The 14,995-nt window shown below is 40.2% G+C and carries 15 protein-coding genes; 9 read left to right on the top strand and 6 right to left on the bottom strand.

The features are described 5' to 3' along the window. Nucleotides 1–38: 38 nt before the first annotated feature. Nucleotides 39–998: a fasciclin domain-containing protein gene (locus tag BLO34_RS07340; protein WP_090754048.1), complete on the bottom strand. Its 960-nt coding sequence runs from the start codon at nucleotides 996–998 to the stop codon at nucleotides 39–41. Between the two features lie 166 nt (nucleotides 999–1,164). Here BLO34_RS07340 and mnmA point away from each other — a divergent pair, with 166 nt between their 5' ends. From mnmA to trhA, 5 genes are all read left to right on the top strand, one after another. Then, nucleotides 1,165–2,343, top strand: coding sequence for a tRNA 2-thiouridine(34) synthase MnmA (gene mnmA, locus BLO34_RS07335; RefSeq protein ID WP_090754046.1), 1,179 nt, complete (start codon nucleotides 1,165–1,167; stop codon nucleotides 2,341–2,343). A 9-nt stretch (nucleotides 2,344–2,352) separates the two neighbouring features. Beyond that, nucleotides 2,353–3,945 carry a S8 family peptidase gene (locus BLO34_RS07330; RefSeq protein ID WP_090754044.1) on the top strand — a complete coding sequence of 531 codons (1,593 nt, stop codon included), beginning with the start codon at nucleotides 2,353–2,355 and terminating at the stop codon, nucleotides 3,943–3,945. Between the two features lie 12 nt (nucleotides 3,946–3,957). Continuing rightward, nucleotides 3,958–4,170 (top strand): DUF2007 domain-containing protein, encoded by a 213-nt coding sequence (locus BLO34_RS07325; RefSeq protein WP_090754042.1) that lies wholly within the window; start codon nucleotides 3,958–3,960, stop codon nucleotides 4,168–4,170. 232 nt (nucleotides 4,171–4,402) lie between these two features. Beyond that, complete coding sequence (locus tag BLO34_RS07320; RefSeq protein ID WP_090754040.1) at nucleotides 4,403–5,356, top strand: NAD(P)H-dependent flavin oxidoreductase; 954 nt, start codon at nucleotides 4,403–4,405, stop codon at nucleotides 5,354–5,356. After that, entirely contained in the window at nucleotides 5,349–5,978 is a 630-nt protein-coding gene (gene trhA / locus BLO34_RS07315) for a PAQR family membrane homeostasis protein TrhA (protein WP_090754038.1), read from the top strand. Before BLO34_RS07320 ends, trhA begins: the two co-directional genes overlap by 8 nt. 117 nt (nucleotides 5,979–6,095) lie before the next feature. On the opposite strand, the gene BLO34_RS07310 is transcribed toward trhA, so the two are convergent. From BLO34_RS07310 to BLO34_RS07290, 5 genes are all read right to left on the bottom strand, one after another. Continuing rightward, nucleotides 6,096–7,118, bottom strand: a complete 1,023-nt coding sequence (locus BLO34_RS07310) for an OmpA family protein (protein WP_090754036.1) — start codon at nucleotides 7,116–7,118, stop codon at nucleotides 6,096–6,098. Between the two features lie 3 nt (nucleotides 7,119–7,121). Then, nucleotides 7,122–8,612, bottom strand: a complete 1,491-nt coding sequence (locus BLO34_RS07305; protein WP_090754034.1) for a coiled-coil domain-containing protein — start codon at nucleotides 8,610–8,612, stop codon at nucleotides 7,122–7,124. A gap of 81 nt (nucleotides 8,613–8,693) precedes the next feature. Continuing rightward, nucleotides 8,694–9,437 (bottom strand): outer membrane beta-barrel protein, encoded by a 744-nt coding sequence (locus BLO34_RS07300; RefSeq protein WP_090754032.1) that lies wholly within the window; start codon nucleotides 9,435–9,437, stop codon nucleotides 8,694–8,696. A gap of 355 nt (nucleotides 9,438–9,792) precedes the next feature. Then, nucleotides 9,793–10,464 (bottom strand): ZIP family metal transporter, encoded by a 672-nt coding sequence (locus BLO34_RS07295; RefSeq protein WP_231959422.1) that lies wholly within the window; start codon nucleotides 10,462–10,464, stop codon nucleotides 9,793–9,795. Next, the gene (locus BLO34_RS07290; protein WP_090756523.1) at nucleotides 10,461–11,270 is read right to left on the bottom strand and encodes a class I SAM-dependent DNA methyltransferase; all 810 of its coding nucleotides are present in this window, start codon (nucleotides 11,268–11,270) and stop codon (nucleotides 10,461–10,463) included. Before BLO34_RS07290 ends, BLO34_RS07295 begins: the two co-directional genes overlap by 4 nt. Nucleotides 11,271–11,314: 44 nt before the next feature. Here BLO34_RS07290 and BLO34_RS07285 point away from each other — a divergent pair, with 44 nt between their 5' ends. From BLO34_RS07285 to ettA, 4 genes are read left to right on the top strand one after another with little or no spacing between them, the layout of a single operon-like run. Then, on the top strand, nucleotides 11,315–12,469 hold the full coding sequence (locus BLO34_RS07285) for a class I SAM-dependent RNA methyltransferase (protein WP_090754030.1): 1,155 nt from the start codon (nucleotides 11,315–11,317) through the stop codon (nucleotides 12,467–12,469). Between the two features lie 48 nt (nucleotides 12,470–12,517). After that, nucleotides 12,518–12,694: a CAL67264 family membrane protein gene (locus BLO34_RS07280; RefSeq protein WP_090756521.1), complete on the top strand. Its 177-nt coding sequence runs from the start codon at nucleotides 12,518–12,520 to the stop codon at nucleotides 12,692–12,694. Then, the gene (locus tag BLO34_RS07275; protein WP_090754028.1) at nucleotides 12,694–13,107 is read left to right on the top strand and encodes a hypothetical protein; all 414 of its coding nucleotides are present in this window, start codon (nucleotides 12,694–12,696) and stop codon (nucleotides 13,105–13,107) included. Before BLO34_RS07280 ends, BLO34_RS07275 begins: the two co-directional genes overlap by 1 nt. Further along, nucleotides 13,104–14,795: an energy-dependent translational throttle protein EttA gene (ettA, locus tag BLO34_RS07270; protein ID WP_090754026.1), complete on the top strand. Its 1,692-nt coding sequence runs from the start codon at nucleotides 13,104–13,106 to the stop codon at nucleotides 14,793–14,795. Before BLO34_RS07275 ends, ettA begins: the two co-directional genes overlap by 4 nt. Nucleotides 14,796–14,995 lie beyond the last annotated feature (200 nt).

Below are 14,995 nucleotides of genomic sequence, written 5' to 3'. Positions count from 1 at the left end.
CCTCAAATTCATATTGTCTAAAAAACTAAGATTGAAAACTACTGCTGCTGCAATATAAAATCCAGAGTGTGGATAACACCGTTAAACGCCGTGATGTTGGTAGCTACTAGATTAACAGTCATTCCTGATCCATCAAGTATGGAGATACCACTCATAGTGCCTACTGTGAAAGTTCCATTCCCCAGCGGATTTATTGTAGACCCATCCACAAAGGCATCCTGGCGCAACGCCTGATTACCCAAAACATGATATAATAACTGATCGTCAAGATTATTTTGATCTAGAACATCTTGAACATTTTCAAATTCGTCATTGGGATCTGCAGCGATAAAAGAAGCAAATGCAGGATTGCTTGGCGCAAAAAGGGTAAATGGAGCAGACGCGTCTGTATTATCATCCAGCGTGATGCTTAATCCTTCTTGAGTAAGTGCTGTTGTGAGGTTTGAGAAATTTGGATTAGCACTTATCAAAGTAAAAACACTAGGCAAATCCAGCACATTATCAATTATATGCACAATACCATTGCTTACGGTGTTATCTGGATCTATTACTGTTGCCTCGTCGTTGATGCGCAAATTGCTGTTCTCAAGCTCTACAAAAACATCCATTTGAGCATTATCAATTTGAGCCAGTGTTTTGAAGTATTGTGAATTGAACTGTCCTACGGTTTTGATTTCCGTTTGAACGTGGTACAATAACAAGGTTCTCAATAGATCTTCTGGAATAGCATCAATACTCCCAAAATTATTGGCAGATAAGAAGGTGGAAAATGCCTGATTATTGGGAGCAAAAACGGTCAAACTTCCATCTTGATCTAGTGTAAAGTCAAGCTGGCTGCGTTCCAGTGCTTGTACCATCAACGTATGATCTGGACTTTCCATTATAAAATCCAGTGCTGTAGGCCCATTAATGACGTTCATATTATCGTCGTCATCCACGCAGGAAATTGAAACTACTAACAAAACCAGAAACAAAACTTTATTCAAAAATCTCTTCATAATACTACTGATAATTCGTCTTGCAAAATAACGATTATGCAGCAAGCCTATTGCGTTGATCGAACAAAAGTCTGCATTGGTTTTCCATAGAGAAAAAAATCATGGGCATCGACAAATCAAATGTTTCGGGAACACGCATGATAGCGAACTGCCGTATTTTTGCAGCATGGCAAAAGTAGTAGTAGGACTTTCTGGTGGTGTAGATTCCAGCGTGGCGGCTCATTTATTAAAGGAGCAAGGTCACGAGGTGATAGGTCTATTCATGAAGAACTGGCACGATGATACTGTGACAATTAGTGATGAATGTCCGTGGTTGGAAGATTCCAACGACGCGATGCTCGTGGCAGATAAACTGGGAATCCCTTTTCAAACGGTCGATTTGAGCGAGCAATACAAAGAGCGTATTGTCAATTACATGTTTGATGAATACGCTCGCGGCCGCACGCCTAACCCTGACGTATTATGTAATCGTGAGATTAAGTTCGATGTTTTTATGGACATCGCATTGGATTTAGGAGCAGATTTTGTGGCGACAGGCCACTATTGCCAGAAGGAGACAACAACCATAGATGGTAAAGAAATCCACCATTTAATAGCAGGCGCAGATCCTGGAAAAGATCAGAGTTATTTTCTGTGTCAGGTTTCACAGGAGCAGCTCTCCAAAACCCTTTTCCCAATCGGTCATCTTCAAAAAAGTAAGGTACGCGAGATCGCCGCAGCTCAAGATTTAATCACCGCAGGAAAAAAGGACAGTCAAGGATTGTGCTTTATAGGTAAAGTCAGATTACCAGATTTTTTGCAACAGCAACTCAAGCCTAAAACTGGAAACATCGTAGAAATACCAACGCACTTGAGTGTTTCCAGAATGTCAGAATTGAGCAATGAAGATGAGGTGTACTCGCTTTCGCGAAAGCGGACTTATCAAGAATCTGAAGGAATTTTAAAAGGACAACATCAAGGAGCACACTATTTCACTCGTGGCCAGCGCCGCGGTCTCAATGTAGGTGGAACTCCAGAACCGTTGTTTGTTATTGAAACTGATGTAGAGTCGAATACCATTTTTGTGGGTCAAGGCAAGGATCACGCGGGATTGTATCGTCGCGGCTTGTTCATAAAACCCGACGAAGTGCACTGGATTAGGACAGATTTACAATTGGAAATAGGGCAGTCCATGGATGTTATGGGGCGCATACGTTACCGTCAAAAATTGGAGCCAGCAACGCTACACCAGCGCGCAGATGGACTTTACATGATTTTTGACGAGCCACAAAGCGCGATTTCTCCTGGTCAATTTGCAGCATGGTATGATAATGGAGAGTGTTTAGGTTCTGGCGTAATTGCTTAAATTCCAGTTATGAAAACCCTATTTACTCTAATGGCGATGGTCTTTGTGACCTCGCTTTCTGCCCAAGAACTACATGCTTTGGTTTATTTTAAGGATAAGCCTAACGTGCAAACTTCGTTAGAAAATCCATCGACTATATTGACTCAACGAGCTCTGGATCGCAAATTGCGCCATGGTGTAGCGGTCGATGAACGTGATGTTCCCGTAAATCAGAATTATATAAATACGCTGAAGTCCCAAAACGGAATAGATTATCGCACGCAATCCAAGTGGTTCAATGCGGCTCACGTGGTTGGGACTTTTGAAAACCTAGAGCAATTAACAAACCTGGATTTTGTGGATCGTGTGGATTATGCAGACCAGACAAAAAGCGTCTCCATTGATCAAGATGAAAAATTTGACGAGGAGATCACCTTACCAGCAGATTATGGTGGTGCCACCAACCAAATCGAAATGATAGGTCTAGACGATCTTCACAATCGTGGTTTTACCGGCGACAACATGTGGATGGCAATTACAGACAGCGGTTTTCCTAGAGTGAATGTCAATCGCGCATTTGAGACCGCTAGAATGGAAGGTAGGATTTTGGGAGGTTATGATTTTGTCGCTGGCGATGAGAGTATTTATGGCGATAATTTCCATGGTGCTCGTGTTTTTAGCATCATAGCTGGACAGATAAGTGAAGGAAACGATCAATATATAGGAACCGCACCAGATGCAAGTTATTTCCTGTTTAGGACAGAAGACCATCGGTCAGAAACTCCTGTAGAGATGAGTTACTGGGTCGCAGCTGCAGAGCGTGCTGACTCCTTAGGAGTTGATGTAGTCAATGTTTCTTTGGGCTATTTAGGTTTTGATAATTCCAACGAGAGTTTGACCTATCAGGATATAGATGGTTCTTCCTTTATTTCTCGCGGTGCCACTACAGCGTCAGAAAAAGGACTGTTGATAGTGACCAGCGCCGGGAATTTTGGTCGTAGTTCTACCTATCCATGGATTGGAGCTCCAGCAGACGCTCCAGGCGTGTTTGCCATAGGAGCCGTGACCGCTAGTGGTAACAAATCTGATTTTTCAAGCATAGGACCTACAGTTGATGGTCGCATACGACCTAGTGTCGTGGCTCAGGGAACCGCAACGGTACTGGTAGAAGAAATAGGAGATCGTGTCGTTACCGGTAATGGTACCAGTTATAGTGGTCCGGTAATAGCTGGTGCAATGGCGTGTTTGCTGCAGGCTTACCCTAATCTCACTCCAGCGCAATTGATGGAAGCGGTTCAGAATTCAAGTAGCCAAGGATCAAATCCCGACAATCAATTGGGATATGGTATACCTGATTTTGGAGAGACATTCCAGACATTATCGGGTCAAGAATTAATGCAAGACGAGAACATCAATTATTATGTGCGCGATAATGTGCTTTATATTAATGCCGCTCAAGGCGAAAGCGCAGTTCCTTTCCAGCTTTTCAATCTACAAGGTCAACTGTTGATCGACAAAAAAATATTGCAAGTGGACACCGTGGATTTAAATGCATTTACAACAGGTATCTATCTTTTCAGAATCCAAGAAGATGCCAAAGCCTTTAAAATAGGATTGAAGTAGACCAAAAAGTATATGAAAAACCACATTAAAATTTTGACCAGTGACTCGATTACGATAAACAGAGTTGCGAGTGTGCTGGAAAGCGAGAACATTAAAGTTCTTATTAAAGATCAAACCGAATCTGGTAGACTTGCTGGATTTGGCGTTCCGGATAATAGCGTAGAGCTTTATATACAGGAAACTGACCTTAAAAAAGCACAAGAATTCGTCGCTGAGTTGGGGTAAAATACCATTTATATGTGTTGATGTCTTTGCAGATTGGTTTTATCAATGCGTTGATCTAATTGAAAAAATTAGTTTGAGATTTCAATTCTCACGTGTTGTACAATCGGTCTTTCTCAAATGAACTGTATCTTAAGATTTCACTTTTTGAAGTTAACCTTCAAGAGGAAATTCAATCTTCCATTCTGGAATCCTTTAATCAGCTTCCTATCTTTGAATTTTACAAAAGCACTTCATGAACAATAAAATCTTAGACCTTTTTAAAATCAAATATCCCATCGTTCAAGGTGGAATGGTGTGGGCGAGTGGTTGGAAGTTGGCCAGTGCGGTAAGCAATGCTGGAGGTTTGGGATTAATAGGAGCTGGATCCATGTATCCAGATGTTTTGCGAAAACATATTCAAAAAACTAAAAAAGCAACCAACAAGCCATACGGCGTTAATGTACCATTGCTCTATTCTGATCTTGATGAGATTCTAGAGATTATTAAGGAAGAAAAAGTGCCCATCGTTTTTACAAGCGCTGGAAACCCAAAGAGCTATACGCCTCAATTAAAAGAAGCTGGAATTACAGTAGTGCACGTAGTAAGCTCAGTCAAGTTTGCCTTAAAATCTCAAGAAGCTGGAGTAGATGCAGTCGTTGCAGAAGGTTTTGAAGCTGGCGGCCACAATGGTCGTGAGGAATCCACCACATTAACGCTCATTCCACAAGTAGCAAAAGCAATTAAGATACCGTTAATGGCAGCTGGTGGCATTGCAACTGGTAGAGTGATGCTAGCAGCAATGACTTTAGGAGCAGATGGAGTACAAGTAGGAAGCAGATTTGTTTGCACACCAGAAGCCAGTAGTCACATCAACTTCAAAAATGCTATTGTAGAGGCTGGTGAAGGCGACACTCATTTAACCTTAAAAGAACTGGCTCCAGTCCGTTTAATGCGTAATAAGTTCTGGAATGAGGTTCAAGAATTATATAAGCAGTCACCAACTAAGGAAGATCTTACAAACCTGCTAGGTCGTGCCAGAGCCAAAAAAGGAATGTTTGAAGGCGATATGGACAATGGTGAACTCGAGATAGGGCAAGTATCTGGATTGATCAACGATATTATTCCAGCAGCCCAAGTCGTAAAAGACATGGTAACGGAATATGAGCAAGCACGCAAGGAAATGTTAGAAAAGTCTCTCCATGCCTAGAGCCCAAACCGCGCTGGAAGAGCGCTGGAATGTTATTACCCACGGGTTTGGTTTTGCAGTGTTTTTGATCGTAACCTATTTCTTATTAGATAAAGCAGTAGAAAACGTGGCGCCGTATGCTCTTATTGCTGTTATCATTTACTGTGTCTCTCAGCTTTTTCTGTACGCGGCATCTACTTCCTATCATTACGCCAAACCAGAAAAAATCAAGTGGACCCTGCGCAAAATGGATCATATCTCTATTTATTTCTCAATAGCAGGAACCTACACGCCAGTATGCTTAATTAGCTTGGAGCAGAGTAGTGGTTGGACGATTCTGGCAGCTGTTTGGGGAATCGCTCTATTTGGAACCATTTGGAAGCTATTCTTCACCGGGAAATTTGAAGCATTCTCGAGCATCCTCTATTTGGTAATGGGTTGGATGGTGGTCTTGGATTTGGATTCTTTGCAAGCGGCATTCAGTTCAGAGCAAATGATGTGGCTCATTGCGGGAGGAATTTCATTTTCCGTTGGGATTGTCTTTTATGCCTGGAACAAATTGTATTTCAATCATGTGATCTGGCATCTTTTCGTTTTAGGAGGTAGTTTCAGTCACCTTGCGATGGTGTGGTTGGTTTTGTAAAACTGTTTGTGGTTGAGTCCGCTTTCGCGAAAGCGAACTAATAATTAAGCATTAGAAATAGCATAAAAAAAATGCCCTACTTTTAAGAGTAGGGCATTTTGTTACATTTTAGTGGATCTATTTTACGATGATGGACATGTCCACACGACGGGCCAATTTCTCAGAAGATGAATTATCCTCACCTCTAAATGAAGTCAGAATGCGTTCCTGATCAATGCCGTTTTTCAACAATACATTTTCAACTGACAATGCTCTGCGCATAGATAGTTGTTTATTATAAGAAGCCGCACCAACAGGACTCGCCCAACCTTCTAACTGAATCCTAGACTCTGGATATTCCTTTAGAATATTGATCAATTGTCTAACATAATCTGTATACTCAGGTTTTAAAACCTCTGAGTTATTGTCAAAATAAACTTGTTGCTTGAAGTAGGTGTCATCTGTTTTTGAATCCACTATAAGATCCACTTTCTTTGAAGCGATCATTCTAGCTTCCAGGCTGTCCATTGCCCGGCGTACATCCATCAACCTACTATTCATTCCACCTAGACTATCTGCTACAGATTTTTGATAAGCATCTGTCGCAAGACGAGCTTTCTCTGCATTCAACGCATCAATTTGATCTTGAAGTGCTTTGAGCTCTTGAGCTTTGTTTTGGTCAGAAGGTATCACTGTAGTAGTGGTTCCATTGCTTCCTGAATAATAAGGATTTGCAGGCGCCGAGTTGCTACCAGGAATGATGATTGTTGAATTATCTCTACCAGGTGACGACATTGTGTTGCCTCTTGAAGCACTCAAATCGTCAATCTTATTATTGAGATAACGCAATTCTCTCATCATTTGCTGATTTGAATTCAAATCATTTGATGTGGATCTCGTGTTCCCATCCTGATATTTCAAACGCAACTGATCCAGCTCATTCATGTTCCTGATGGAATCTCTTCTCTTTAGTTGTACACGTCTAGCATTTGCTATGGTGGTCAACAAAGATTTGAGTTCTGATTCTGTCATCACGATCGTGCCTTCAGTTTCAGTCTTAGCATCTTGATTTGCATCTTGGGCAAAGATCTGGTTACTTGAAAACGCAATCATAATCAACAAAACCAATTTCAATTTCTTCATATTAATTGTATCTAACATGTTCTAGAAATTTAGTCTGTATCCTACTGATACTTGGTGAATATCGATAAAGCTATGAGCAGTATAATCTGCGAATAACTTTCCGTTCAATAGATTGAATGAAGTACCAATAATAAAGTTAGGTCCAAAAGTACTCTCACCTGCTGCGTCGTTATAACCCAATCCCAAACCAACATAAGGTCTTGTTACTACTCCAGATTGAAAATCAAAAGGAAGTATAATGTTACCGTTGATACCAAAACCTAAATCACTTCCTGGTGCGATGTAGATGTCTGGAACAAATTTAAATGGAGAGTTGGTAAATGCATAGTTACCTCTTAATCCAACGACCATTGAAATATCATCTGCAATAGCTACACCTGTGAAAATTGAAAGACCTTCATTAACGGTATATCCAGTTACAACACCAGTATTGGAATTTTCTGATTCCACTACAGTATTACCATTAGCATCAGTTGTTACTGTTGTTTCTGGTGTTTGTTGAAAAGCTGGAGCTATAGGAGCAGCAGCTTGTTGTCCTGGAGTTACAATAACTGTCTTGTCTTGTCCTTGATTCTGGTTTCTCATGTTGTTATCCAGATTTTCAATTTTGATAGAATTTTGGTTCATTTTTCTATCTAGGTCATTCAACTTATCCAAAATTCTTTGAGTAGCATCTTCTTGACGTGCTGGAGTTAAGTTATCTCTGTAAGTTCCAGTATTGATTTCCAATAACAGTCTCTCAAGACGATCCATTCTCTCATTAACCGTTTGAGGTGCTCTAGATTCTTTATCAACACCTTCAATGACGTTTTGAATTAGCTCTTCTAATTCTGTAGGTGTTAATACTACTTTAGATTCACCAACAGCCATCATCTCTTTAGTCTCCGTTTTCTTAGGAGCTACAGCTTGCATTTGCTCTTCTTTCTCTATTTGCTTTTCTAGCTCTTTCTTCTCTTCAATAATAGCAACTGCCTTTCTTGAGTCATTCTCGTCATAAGCTTCAGAAAGTTCAGATTCTAGAGCTGCAATACGATCTTGATATTGTTGTGTTCTACTATCTACTCTTTCATCTATTCTGTTTTGAAGTATCTCATCTGTATTATCTGCTCTTTTACCTAATAAGAAACGAATACCAGCAGTATACATCGTGTTAGTTCTCAATTCATCAGGTGCAATGGTATTTTCTAAGTCATCGTTATCACGACTAGATGTGTACAATAAACTTGCATCACCAAATACTTCAAAATTTCTTCCAAGTGGAATATTGATACCAACACCACCTTTAGCAAAATAGCTTGATTCAGCACCATTCACTTCATCTTTACCTACATAACTGTCATAGGCATTTAAGTAACCACCACCAATAGTGATATAAGGTACAAGGCCACGAGATACATTTAGTTTTGCAACAAAGTCTCCACCATACATAGCTAATTCATCAAAATCTGTTGAGATTTCTTCGTTTCTGGTAGCACGGTAATAATAACCTCTTAAACCTACGTATTGGTTCAAATCAAAACCTACTTTACCTCCAAGGAAGTAAGAGTCGGCAAAGTTGGAATCGTTATCAAAGTTTACAAAAGCTCCTACGGGCTAAACGATAAGTTTGAAACCACCAAGGCCACCTGAAAATTTAGAGTAATAAGCTTGGTCTAAATCGCTAAAATCTTCTGGGTTGCGTCCACCTAGATAAAGTTGTAAACCAGCAAGTACTGACCAGTTGTACATTCTAGTGTTGTCGTTGCTCCCAAAAAAGTCTTCAGCTCCACTTTGATCCTGACCTTCCTGAAATAGGACAGATGCAGGATTCAAGTTGAAAATGGTGTTTTTTGCCTCTAGATTAAGGAATAGTCTTCTACCTAATCTAATTTGGGTTCCCAATCCTAAGTTAGCATAGATCTGATCAGATTCTAACTCATCAGCAGGTTGACCATCTGCAGAGATATCAACTTTCAAAGTTTGAACACCAGCACCTAATGTAAGAAACGGAACAAAAGTACCACGTGTAGGAATGTTAGCTTTGAATTCTCCACCAAAACGTTCTACTTCAACCTCGCGCGTATTGAAATTGTTTACAAAGTCATCTGAAAAGACATTGAAGCCGTCAACAGTATTGTTGAGGTCACTGGATCTTTCATAGATTCCTCTTAATTCTATGGCTTCCCCAAAGCCGAATCCAACTCGTCCACCATAAAGGACACCATCTTCAATGGCAGTGTTGTCATCAAACCAATTGTAGCTGGCTGTAGGTTGAAGGGTAATCGTCACATCTTGTAACTGAGCATTTGCTGCAGATGCAATCAATGCAAATGAAAATAAAGTAATTATCTTTTTCATATTATAAATTTTTAAAATTGAAATAATTAGGGTTGAGCCTGTAAATGATCCATTAAGAGAGACGAATTATCTCTATTAGTTAAGAGGGATTAATGGGAATCAATAGCTTCAGAATTTGTGGGAAAATTACGATTAGTGAAGAGCAAGAGAGAGGTCTTTAGATTTACTTTAGTAAAGAATTATCCTTTCCTTAAAACGTGGAATAAAGTCGGTTGAAGTGCTAAAGGCCTGTAGGATTTTATTCACTTTTATTAAATAATCACTTGTACCCAGTTAGAAATTTAAGATTATAAATCTTTCAGTTAACCAAATTGTTGAAACAAGCCCGCTAGAATAAGATCTGGCCTTTAAAGAATTATAACAAAAAAGCCAATCCAGCTCCAACCAGCATCACTAATAATTTTGCGAAATTGAATTGGTGACCGTCGCTAGACTCAAGGATTAGAGTGGTGGAAACATGAAGAACAATTCCAGCAACTAGAGCCTTGATAGGCAGCATCCAGCTAGAGACAATATCTGCATGCTGTGCGACTAGACTACCCAAAGGAGACATAATTGCAAATAACCCTATGACCAACAATATTTTACCTATGGAAGCTTTATTGGCAATCAAAAAACCAGTAAAAATAAATGCAATAGGGATTTTATGAATGGCAACCCCATAAGTCATGCCGCTGGAATCCTGCAATGGCATACCTTCTAGAAATGCGTGGATGCATAGACTTACAAATAAAGCGATCGGGAATTTAGAAACGTCTTTGTGGACATGCAGGTGACCATGTTCTGCGCCTTTTGAGAAGAATTCTAGAATAATTTGAAGGAAAACACCACCTATCAAGTAGATGCCAAAAGTTGAATCTCCAGATTCATAGATTTCAGGCAGGAATTCTGTAGCAACAGCACTCAATAAAAAAGCACCTGAAAAAGCCAATAGCAGTTTCATGCGTTGTCTAGAAACTTCTTTAAATATAAAAGCCGTAGCACTACCTATAACAACTGCTAGAAATGGCAACCACAAATTCATCATGATTCTTTTGCTGTTTGAAATACTAGAATGAGTCGATCGCTCTTTTTCTCGTTAAAGTCATCCAATTGATAACTACCATAAGTTGAAACCAGTTCAAGTCCAGCGACCTTAAAATAGAATTCAAAATCAGTTAGGGTTAAGGCTTGCACTCGTTCTGTAAAATGGAAGTTGTTACCGTCTTCCTTAAATCTGATTTCTTTGAAAATATGATCGTTTTCAAATCTGCGAGATTGTTTGAATGTAATTCCTTTTTCCGTCTTTTCATCTTGGGCTACCAGGTTTTCAATCACTTTGTGCGAATTGAAAAAGTCAATAACACCATATCCATTTTGCTTGAGGCCATTTTTGATGGCTTGGATTGTTTTTAAATTATCCTTGGGATCATCAAAGTACCCAAAGCTGGTAAACAAATTGAAGATCGCATCAAACTTTTCATGAAAAGGTTCGGTCATGTTATGAACCGCAAATTTAATGCGGTCCAGTTGCACCTCGCCGGTTCCAAGTTCACCCAGTTCAAGGTTTCCAGATTTGATGTGGTCTAATTTCGCTTTCGCGAAAGCGATACTACTTTCACTCAAATCAACACCGGTAACATCATATCCTAACCTGTTCAAAAAGATACTATGACGGCCGCGACCACAAGCAAGATCTAGGATGTGCGCCTGCGGTTGGAGCTCAAGACGTTTTGTAAGTCGCTTCATGAACTGCCCAGCCTCGATATAATCACGATCCCTGTACAGAATGTGATAGTAGGGCGTGTCGAACCAACTGGAATACCATGTAGTCTGGTCGTTTGTGTCACTCATAGGCGGCAAAAATACCTTAATTTTGCCGCTCAAAACCCTATCGCATGTCGCAAAATTTTAAGATGATTGCCAAAACTCTTTTTGGACTAGAGGAAGTTCTGGAAACCGAACTTAGGAATCTGGGAGCCATGGATATCGAGAAAGGCGTGCGTATGGTGAGCTTTGCTGGCGATCAAGGTTTTATGTACAAGGCAAACATGATGCTGCGTACCGCGATCAGAATATTGAAACCCATTCATAGTTTTAGGGCGCGCAATGAAGTCGATTTGTATGATGGCATCTATCAAATGGATTGGACAAAATTTCTAACGCCACACGATACACTCGCGGTAAATGCAACGGTATCCTCGCAATATTTTAATCACAGTCAATATGTGGCGCTCAAAACAAAGGATGCCATTGTGGATCAATTGCGCGATAAGCATGGCCGCAGACCTGATGTGGATACAAAAAATCCTGATCTGCGCATATCGGTTCACATTAATGACCAAACCGTTGATGTTTCTCTGGACACCAGTGGTGATCCTTTATATAAAAGAGGTTATCGCGACCAGACTAACGTGGCACCTATCAATGAGGTCCTGGCAGCTGGGATTATTCTCTTAAGCAACTGGGACCAGCGATCCACTTTTATTGATCCTATGTGCGGTAGTGGAACTATAGCGATTGAGGCAGCAATGATAGGAGCTAATATCGCTCCTAATATTAATAGGAAAGAGTTCGGTTTTGAGAAATGGCCAGATTATAACAATGAACTGTTTGAGAATATTCAGGAGAGTTGTTTGAAAAAGATGAGAGGTTTTGACGGTAAGATCATCGCTCGTGATGCAGATGGGTACACGGTAGAGAAAGCCATTGAAAACGTCAAAAATGCCAACCTTCAGGATTTTGTGAGTGTTGAAAAAGGTGATTTCTTTAGAGATTCACAAAGTGCCCAAGCCTTCTTATTGTTCAATCCACCGTACGATGAGCGATTGGAAATTGATATGGAAGCCTTTTATAAAGAGATAGGCGACACTCTTAAAACTAGATATGCCGGCAGTACTGCATGGATGATCACAGGTAATCTTGAAGCCTTGAAGCATGTAGGCTTAAAAGCCTCGCGCAGGATCAAGCTTTTTAATGGTAAATTGGAAGCAAGACTCGTCAAATATGAAATGTATCGAGGCTCAAAAAAAGCGAGTAAACAGGATGCATAGCAATGTATATTTGCACAGCGCATTATTTAAAAAACAGTAATTATGGCAATGAATAAGAACGGAGTTTTAGGATGGGCAACCTTGATCATGATTATTATAGGCGTTGGTTTAATCGCGCTGGGAGCCTTTAGATATCGAGAAGTAGCAGGCTACGGCTTTGCTGCTGTAGGTATTGGTTTTTTTGCGATTGCCTGGGTATTTAATGCATTGAAAGGTCGCGTTTAATGAAGCGAGAAATTAAAATCAGGAATTTAAATAGTAAGAAATACCTGCGCATCACCTATACCGCGGCAGCTTTATTTGTGCTTGCGTTTTTGTGCTGGTTCCTTGATGGCCCTATCGTGTATGCTTACATTGCCGCTGGAGTAGCCATAACGCTTTTTGCCTATTTGAGCATGGACAGTTTCACGACTTCAAATGCAGTTTCTTACGGGTCTAAAAGTGTAACCATGAAGCTACTGGGACATAAAACCATCGGGTTTTTATTTACTGATTTGCGGGAAGTACGCTTACAAGAATTGGGATTATTAATACGTGTTGATGGGATGGAGGATTTAAAGCTTTCGCGAAAGCGTTACACTGATCAATCCCTCGAAGAATTACATACTATTTTACAAGAAAAAACAACATTGCAATGAGTGACGACAAACAAGTAATATTTTCCATGTCTGGTCTATCCAAGACCTACCAAAGCACGGGAAAACAGGTATTGAAAAACATTTACCTAAGCTTTTTTTACGGAGCCAAAATTGGGATCCTGGGTCTCAATGGTTCTGGTAAATCAACCCTATTAAAGATTATAGCTGGTAAAGAGAAAAACTATCAAGGCGATATCAATTTCCTACCTGGCTATAATGTAGGTTATCTGGAACAAGAGCCTGAACTGGACGAGTCCAAAACCGTTATGGAAATCGTCAAAGAAGGCGTAGCTGAAACAGTTGCGATCCTTGATGAATACAATAAAATCAATGATGACTTTGGGTTGGAAGAGAACTACTCTGATTCTGATAAAATGGATAAGTTGATGAATCGTCAAGCAGAATTGCAGGACAAGATCGACGCATCAAATGCTTGGGAACTGGATACTAAATTGGAGATCGCTATGGATGCGTTGCGTACGCCACCTGGCGACGCGAGTATCGCAAATCTCTCTGGTGGAGAAAAGCGCCGCGTGGCACTTTGTAGATTATTGCTTCAAGAACCAGAAATTTTACTTCTGGATGAGCCTACCAACCACCTTGATGCAGAATCTGTTTTATGGTTGGAACAACACTTAGCACAATATAAAGGAACCGTCATCGCAGTAACTCACGATAGGTATTTCCTTGATAATGTTGCAGGATGGATTCTAGAATTGGATCGTGGTGAAGGAATTCCATGGAAAGGAAATTATTCTAGCTGGTTGGAGCAAAAAAGTGACCGACTTGCAAAAGAAGAAAAAACCGAATCCAAGCGCCGCAAGACATTACAGCGTGAGCTGGACTGGGTGCGTCAAGGAGCTAAAGGTCGTCAGACCAAACAAAAGGCTCGTTTGAATAACTATGATAAACTCTTGAATGAAGATCAAAAAGCCAAGGAAGAAAAATTAGAGATCTATATCCCTAACGGTCCACGATTGGGAACTAATGTTATTGATGCTAGTGGTGTGAGCAAGGCCTTTGGCGATAAGCTGTTGTATGAAGACCTAAACTTTGTACTACCACAAAACGGAATCGTAGGAATTATAGGTCCCAATGGTGCTGGTAAAACCACCATCTTCAAAATGATCATGGATGAGGTGGAACCAGACAAAGGTTCTTTCAAAGTAGGTGAAACGGTCAAACTAGCTTACGTAGATCAAACACACTCTAACATCGATCAGGATAAGTCTATATGGGAAAACTTCGCTGATGGTCAGGACATGGTCATGATGGGCGGGAAAATGGTCAACTCAAGAGCCTACCTGAGCCGATTTAATTTCTCAGGATCAGAACAGAACAAAAAGGTGTCCGCACTTTCTGGTGGTGAACGCAACCGTTTGCACCTTGCAATGACTTTGAAAGAGGAAGGAAACGTGTTGTTACTGGATGAGCCTACCAATGATTTAGATGTAAATACGTTGAGAGCGTTAGAAGAAGGTCTGGAAAACTTTGCAGGTTGTGCAGTTATTATTTCGCACGACAGATGGTTCCTGGATCGTGTTTGTACGCACATTATAGCTTTTGAAGGTGACTCTCAAGTGTATTCTTTTGAAGGTAGTTTTACCGAGTATGAAGAGAATAAGAAGAAACGATTGGGCGATGTTACTCCTAAACGTATTAGATATAAGAAGTTGATAAGAGACTAGATCAACTTAATTGAAGAGTATTTAAATCCCGATTTTGAGAAATAGATTCTCTAATCGGGATTTTTTCATTTTAAACGTTGATTGTCGTGTTAACTGAGAAATTTAATTAACAGTTTGAATAGATTCTTTTAACTTGAATAAGGCGGCAGAAATACCCTACAAATGGTATTTTTCCATCGATTTTGAAGGGTTAATTTCAA

Source organism: Nonlabens sp. Hel1_33_55 (genome assembly GCF_900101765.1).
In the GTDB taxonomy this organism is placed as follows: domain Bacteria; phylum Bacteroidota; class Bacteroidia; order Flavobacteriales; family Flavobacteriaceae; genus Nonlabens.
The sequence above is the reverse complement of the archived record's forward strand: the minus strand, read 5'-3'. Positions and strand labels throughout refer to the sequence as shown.

Coding starts and splice junctions, on each gene's coding strand:
- BLO34_RS07340 (WP_090754048.1), bottom strand. CDS start 998: ATGAAGAGATTTTTGAATAAAGTTTTGTTTCTGGTTTTGTTAGTAGTT.
- mnmA (WP_090754046.1), top strand. CDS start 1,165: ATGGCAAAAGTAGTAGTAGGACTTTCTGGTGGTGTAGATTCCAGCGTG.
- BLO34_RS07330 (WP_090754044.1), top strand. CDS start 2,353: ATGAAAACCCTATTTACTCTAATGGCGATGGTCTTTGTGACCTCGCTT.
- BLO34_RS07325 (WP_090754042.1), top strand. CDS start 3,958: ATGAAAAACCACATTAAAATTTTGACCAGTGACTCGATTACGATAAAC.
- BLO34_RS07320 (WP_090754040.1), top strand. CDS start 4,403: ATGAACAATAAAATCTTAGACCTTTTTAAAATCAAATATCCCATCGTT.
- trhA (WP_090754038.1), top strand. CDS start 5,349: ATGCCTAGAGCCCAAACCGCGCTGGAAGAGCGCTGGAATGTTATTACC.
- BLO34_RS07310 (WP_090754036.1), bottom strand. CDS start 7,118: ATGTTAGATACAATTAATATGAAGAAATTGAAATTGGTTTTGTTGATT.
- BLO34_RS07300 (WP_090754032.1), bottom strand. CDS start 9,437: ATGAAAAAGATAATTACTTTATTTTCATTTGCATTGATTGCATCTGCA.
- BLO34_RS07295 (WP_231959422.1), bottom strand. CDS start 10,464: ATGATGAATTTGTGGTTGCCATTTCTAGCAGTTGTTATAGGTAGTGCT.
- BLO34_RS07290 (WP_090756523.1), bottom strand. CDS start 11,270: ATGAGTGACACAAACGACCAGACTACATGGTATTCCAGTTGGTTCGAC.
- BLO34_RS07285 (WP_090754030.1), top strand. CDS start 11,315: ATGTCGCAAAATTTTAAGATGATTGCCAAAACTCTTTTTGGACTAGAG.
- BLO34_RS07280 (WP_090756521.1), top strand. CDS start 12,518: ATGAATAAGAACGGAGTTTTAGGATGGGCAACCTTGATCATGATTATT.
- BLO34_RS07275 (WP_090754028.1), top strand. CDS start 12,694: ATGAAGCGAGAAATTAAAATCAGGAATTTAAATAGTAAGAAATACCTG.
- ettA (WP_090754026.1), top strand. CDS start 13,104: ATGAGTGACGACAAACAAGTAATATTTTCCATGTCTGGTCTATCCAAG.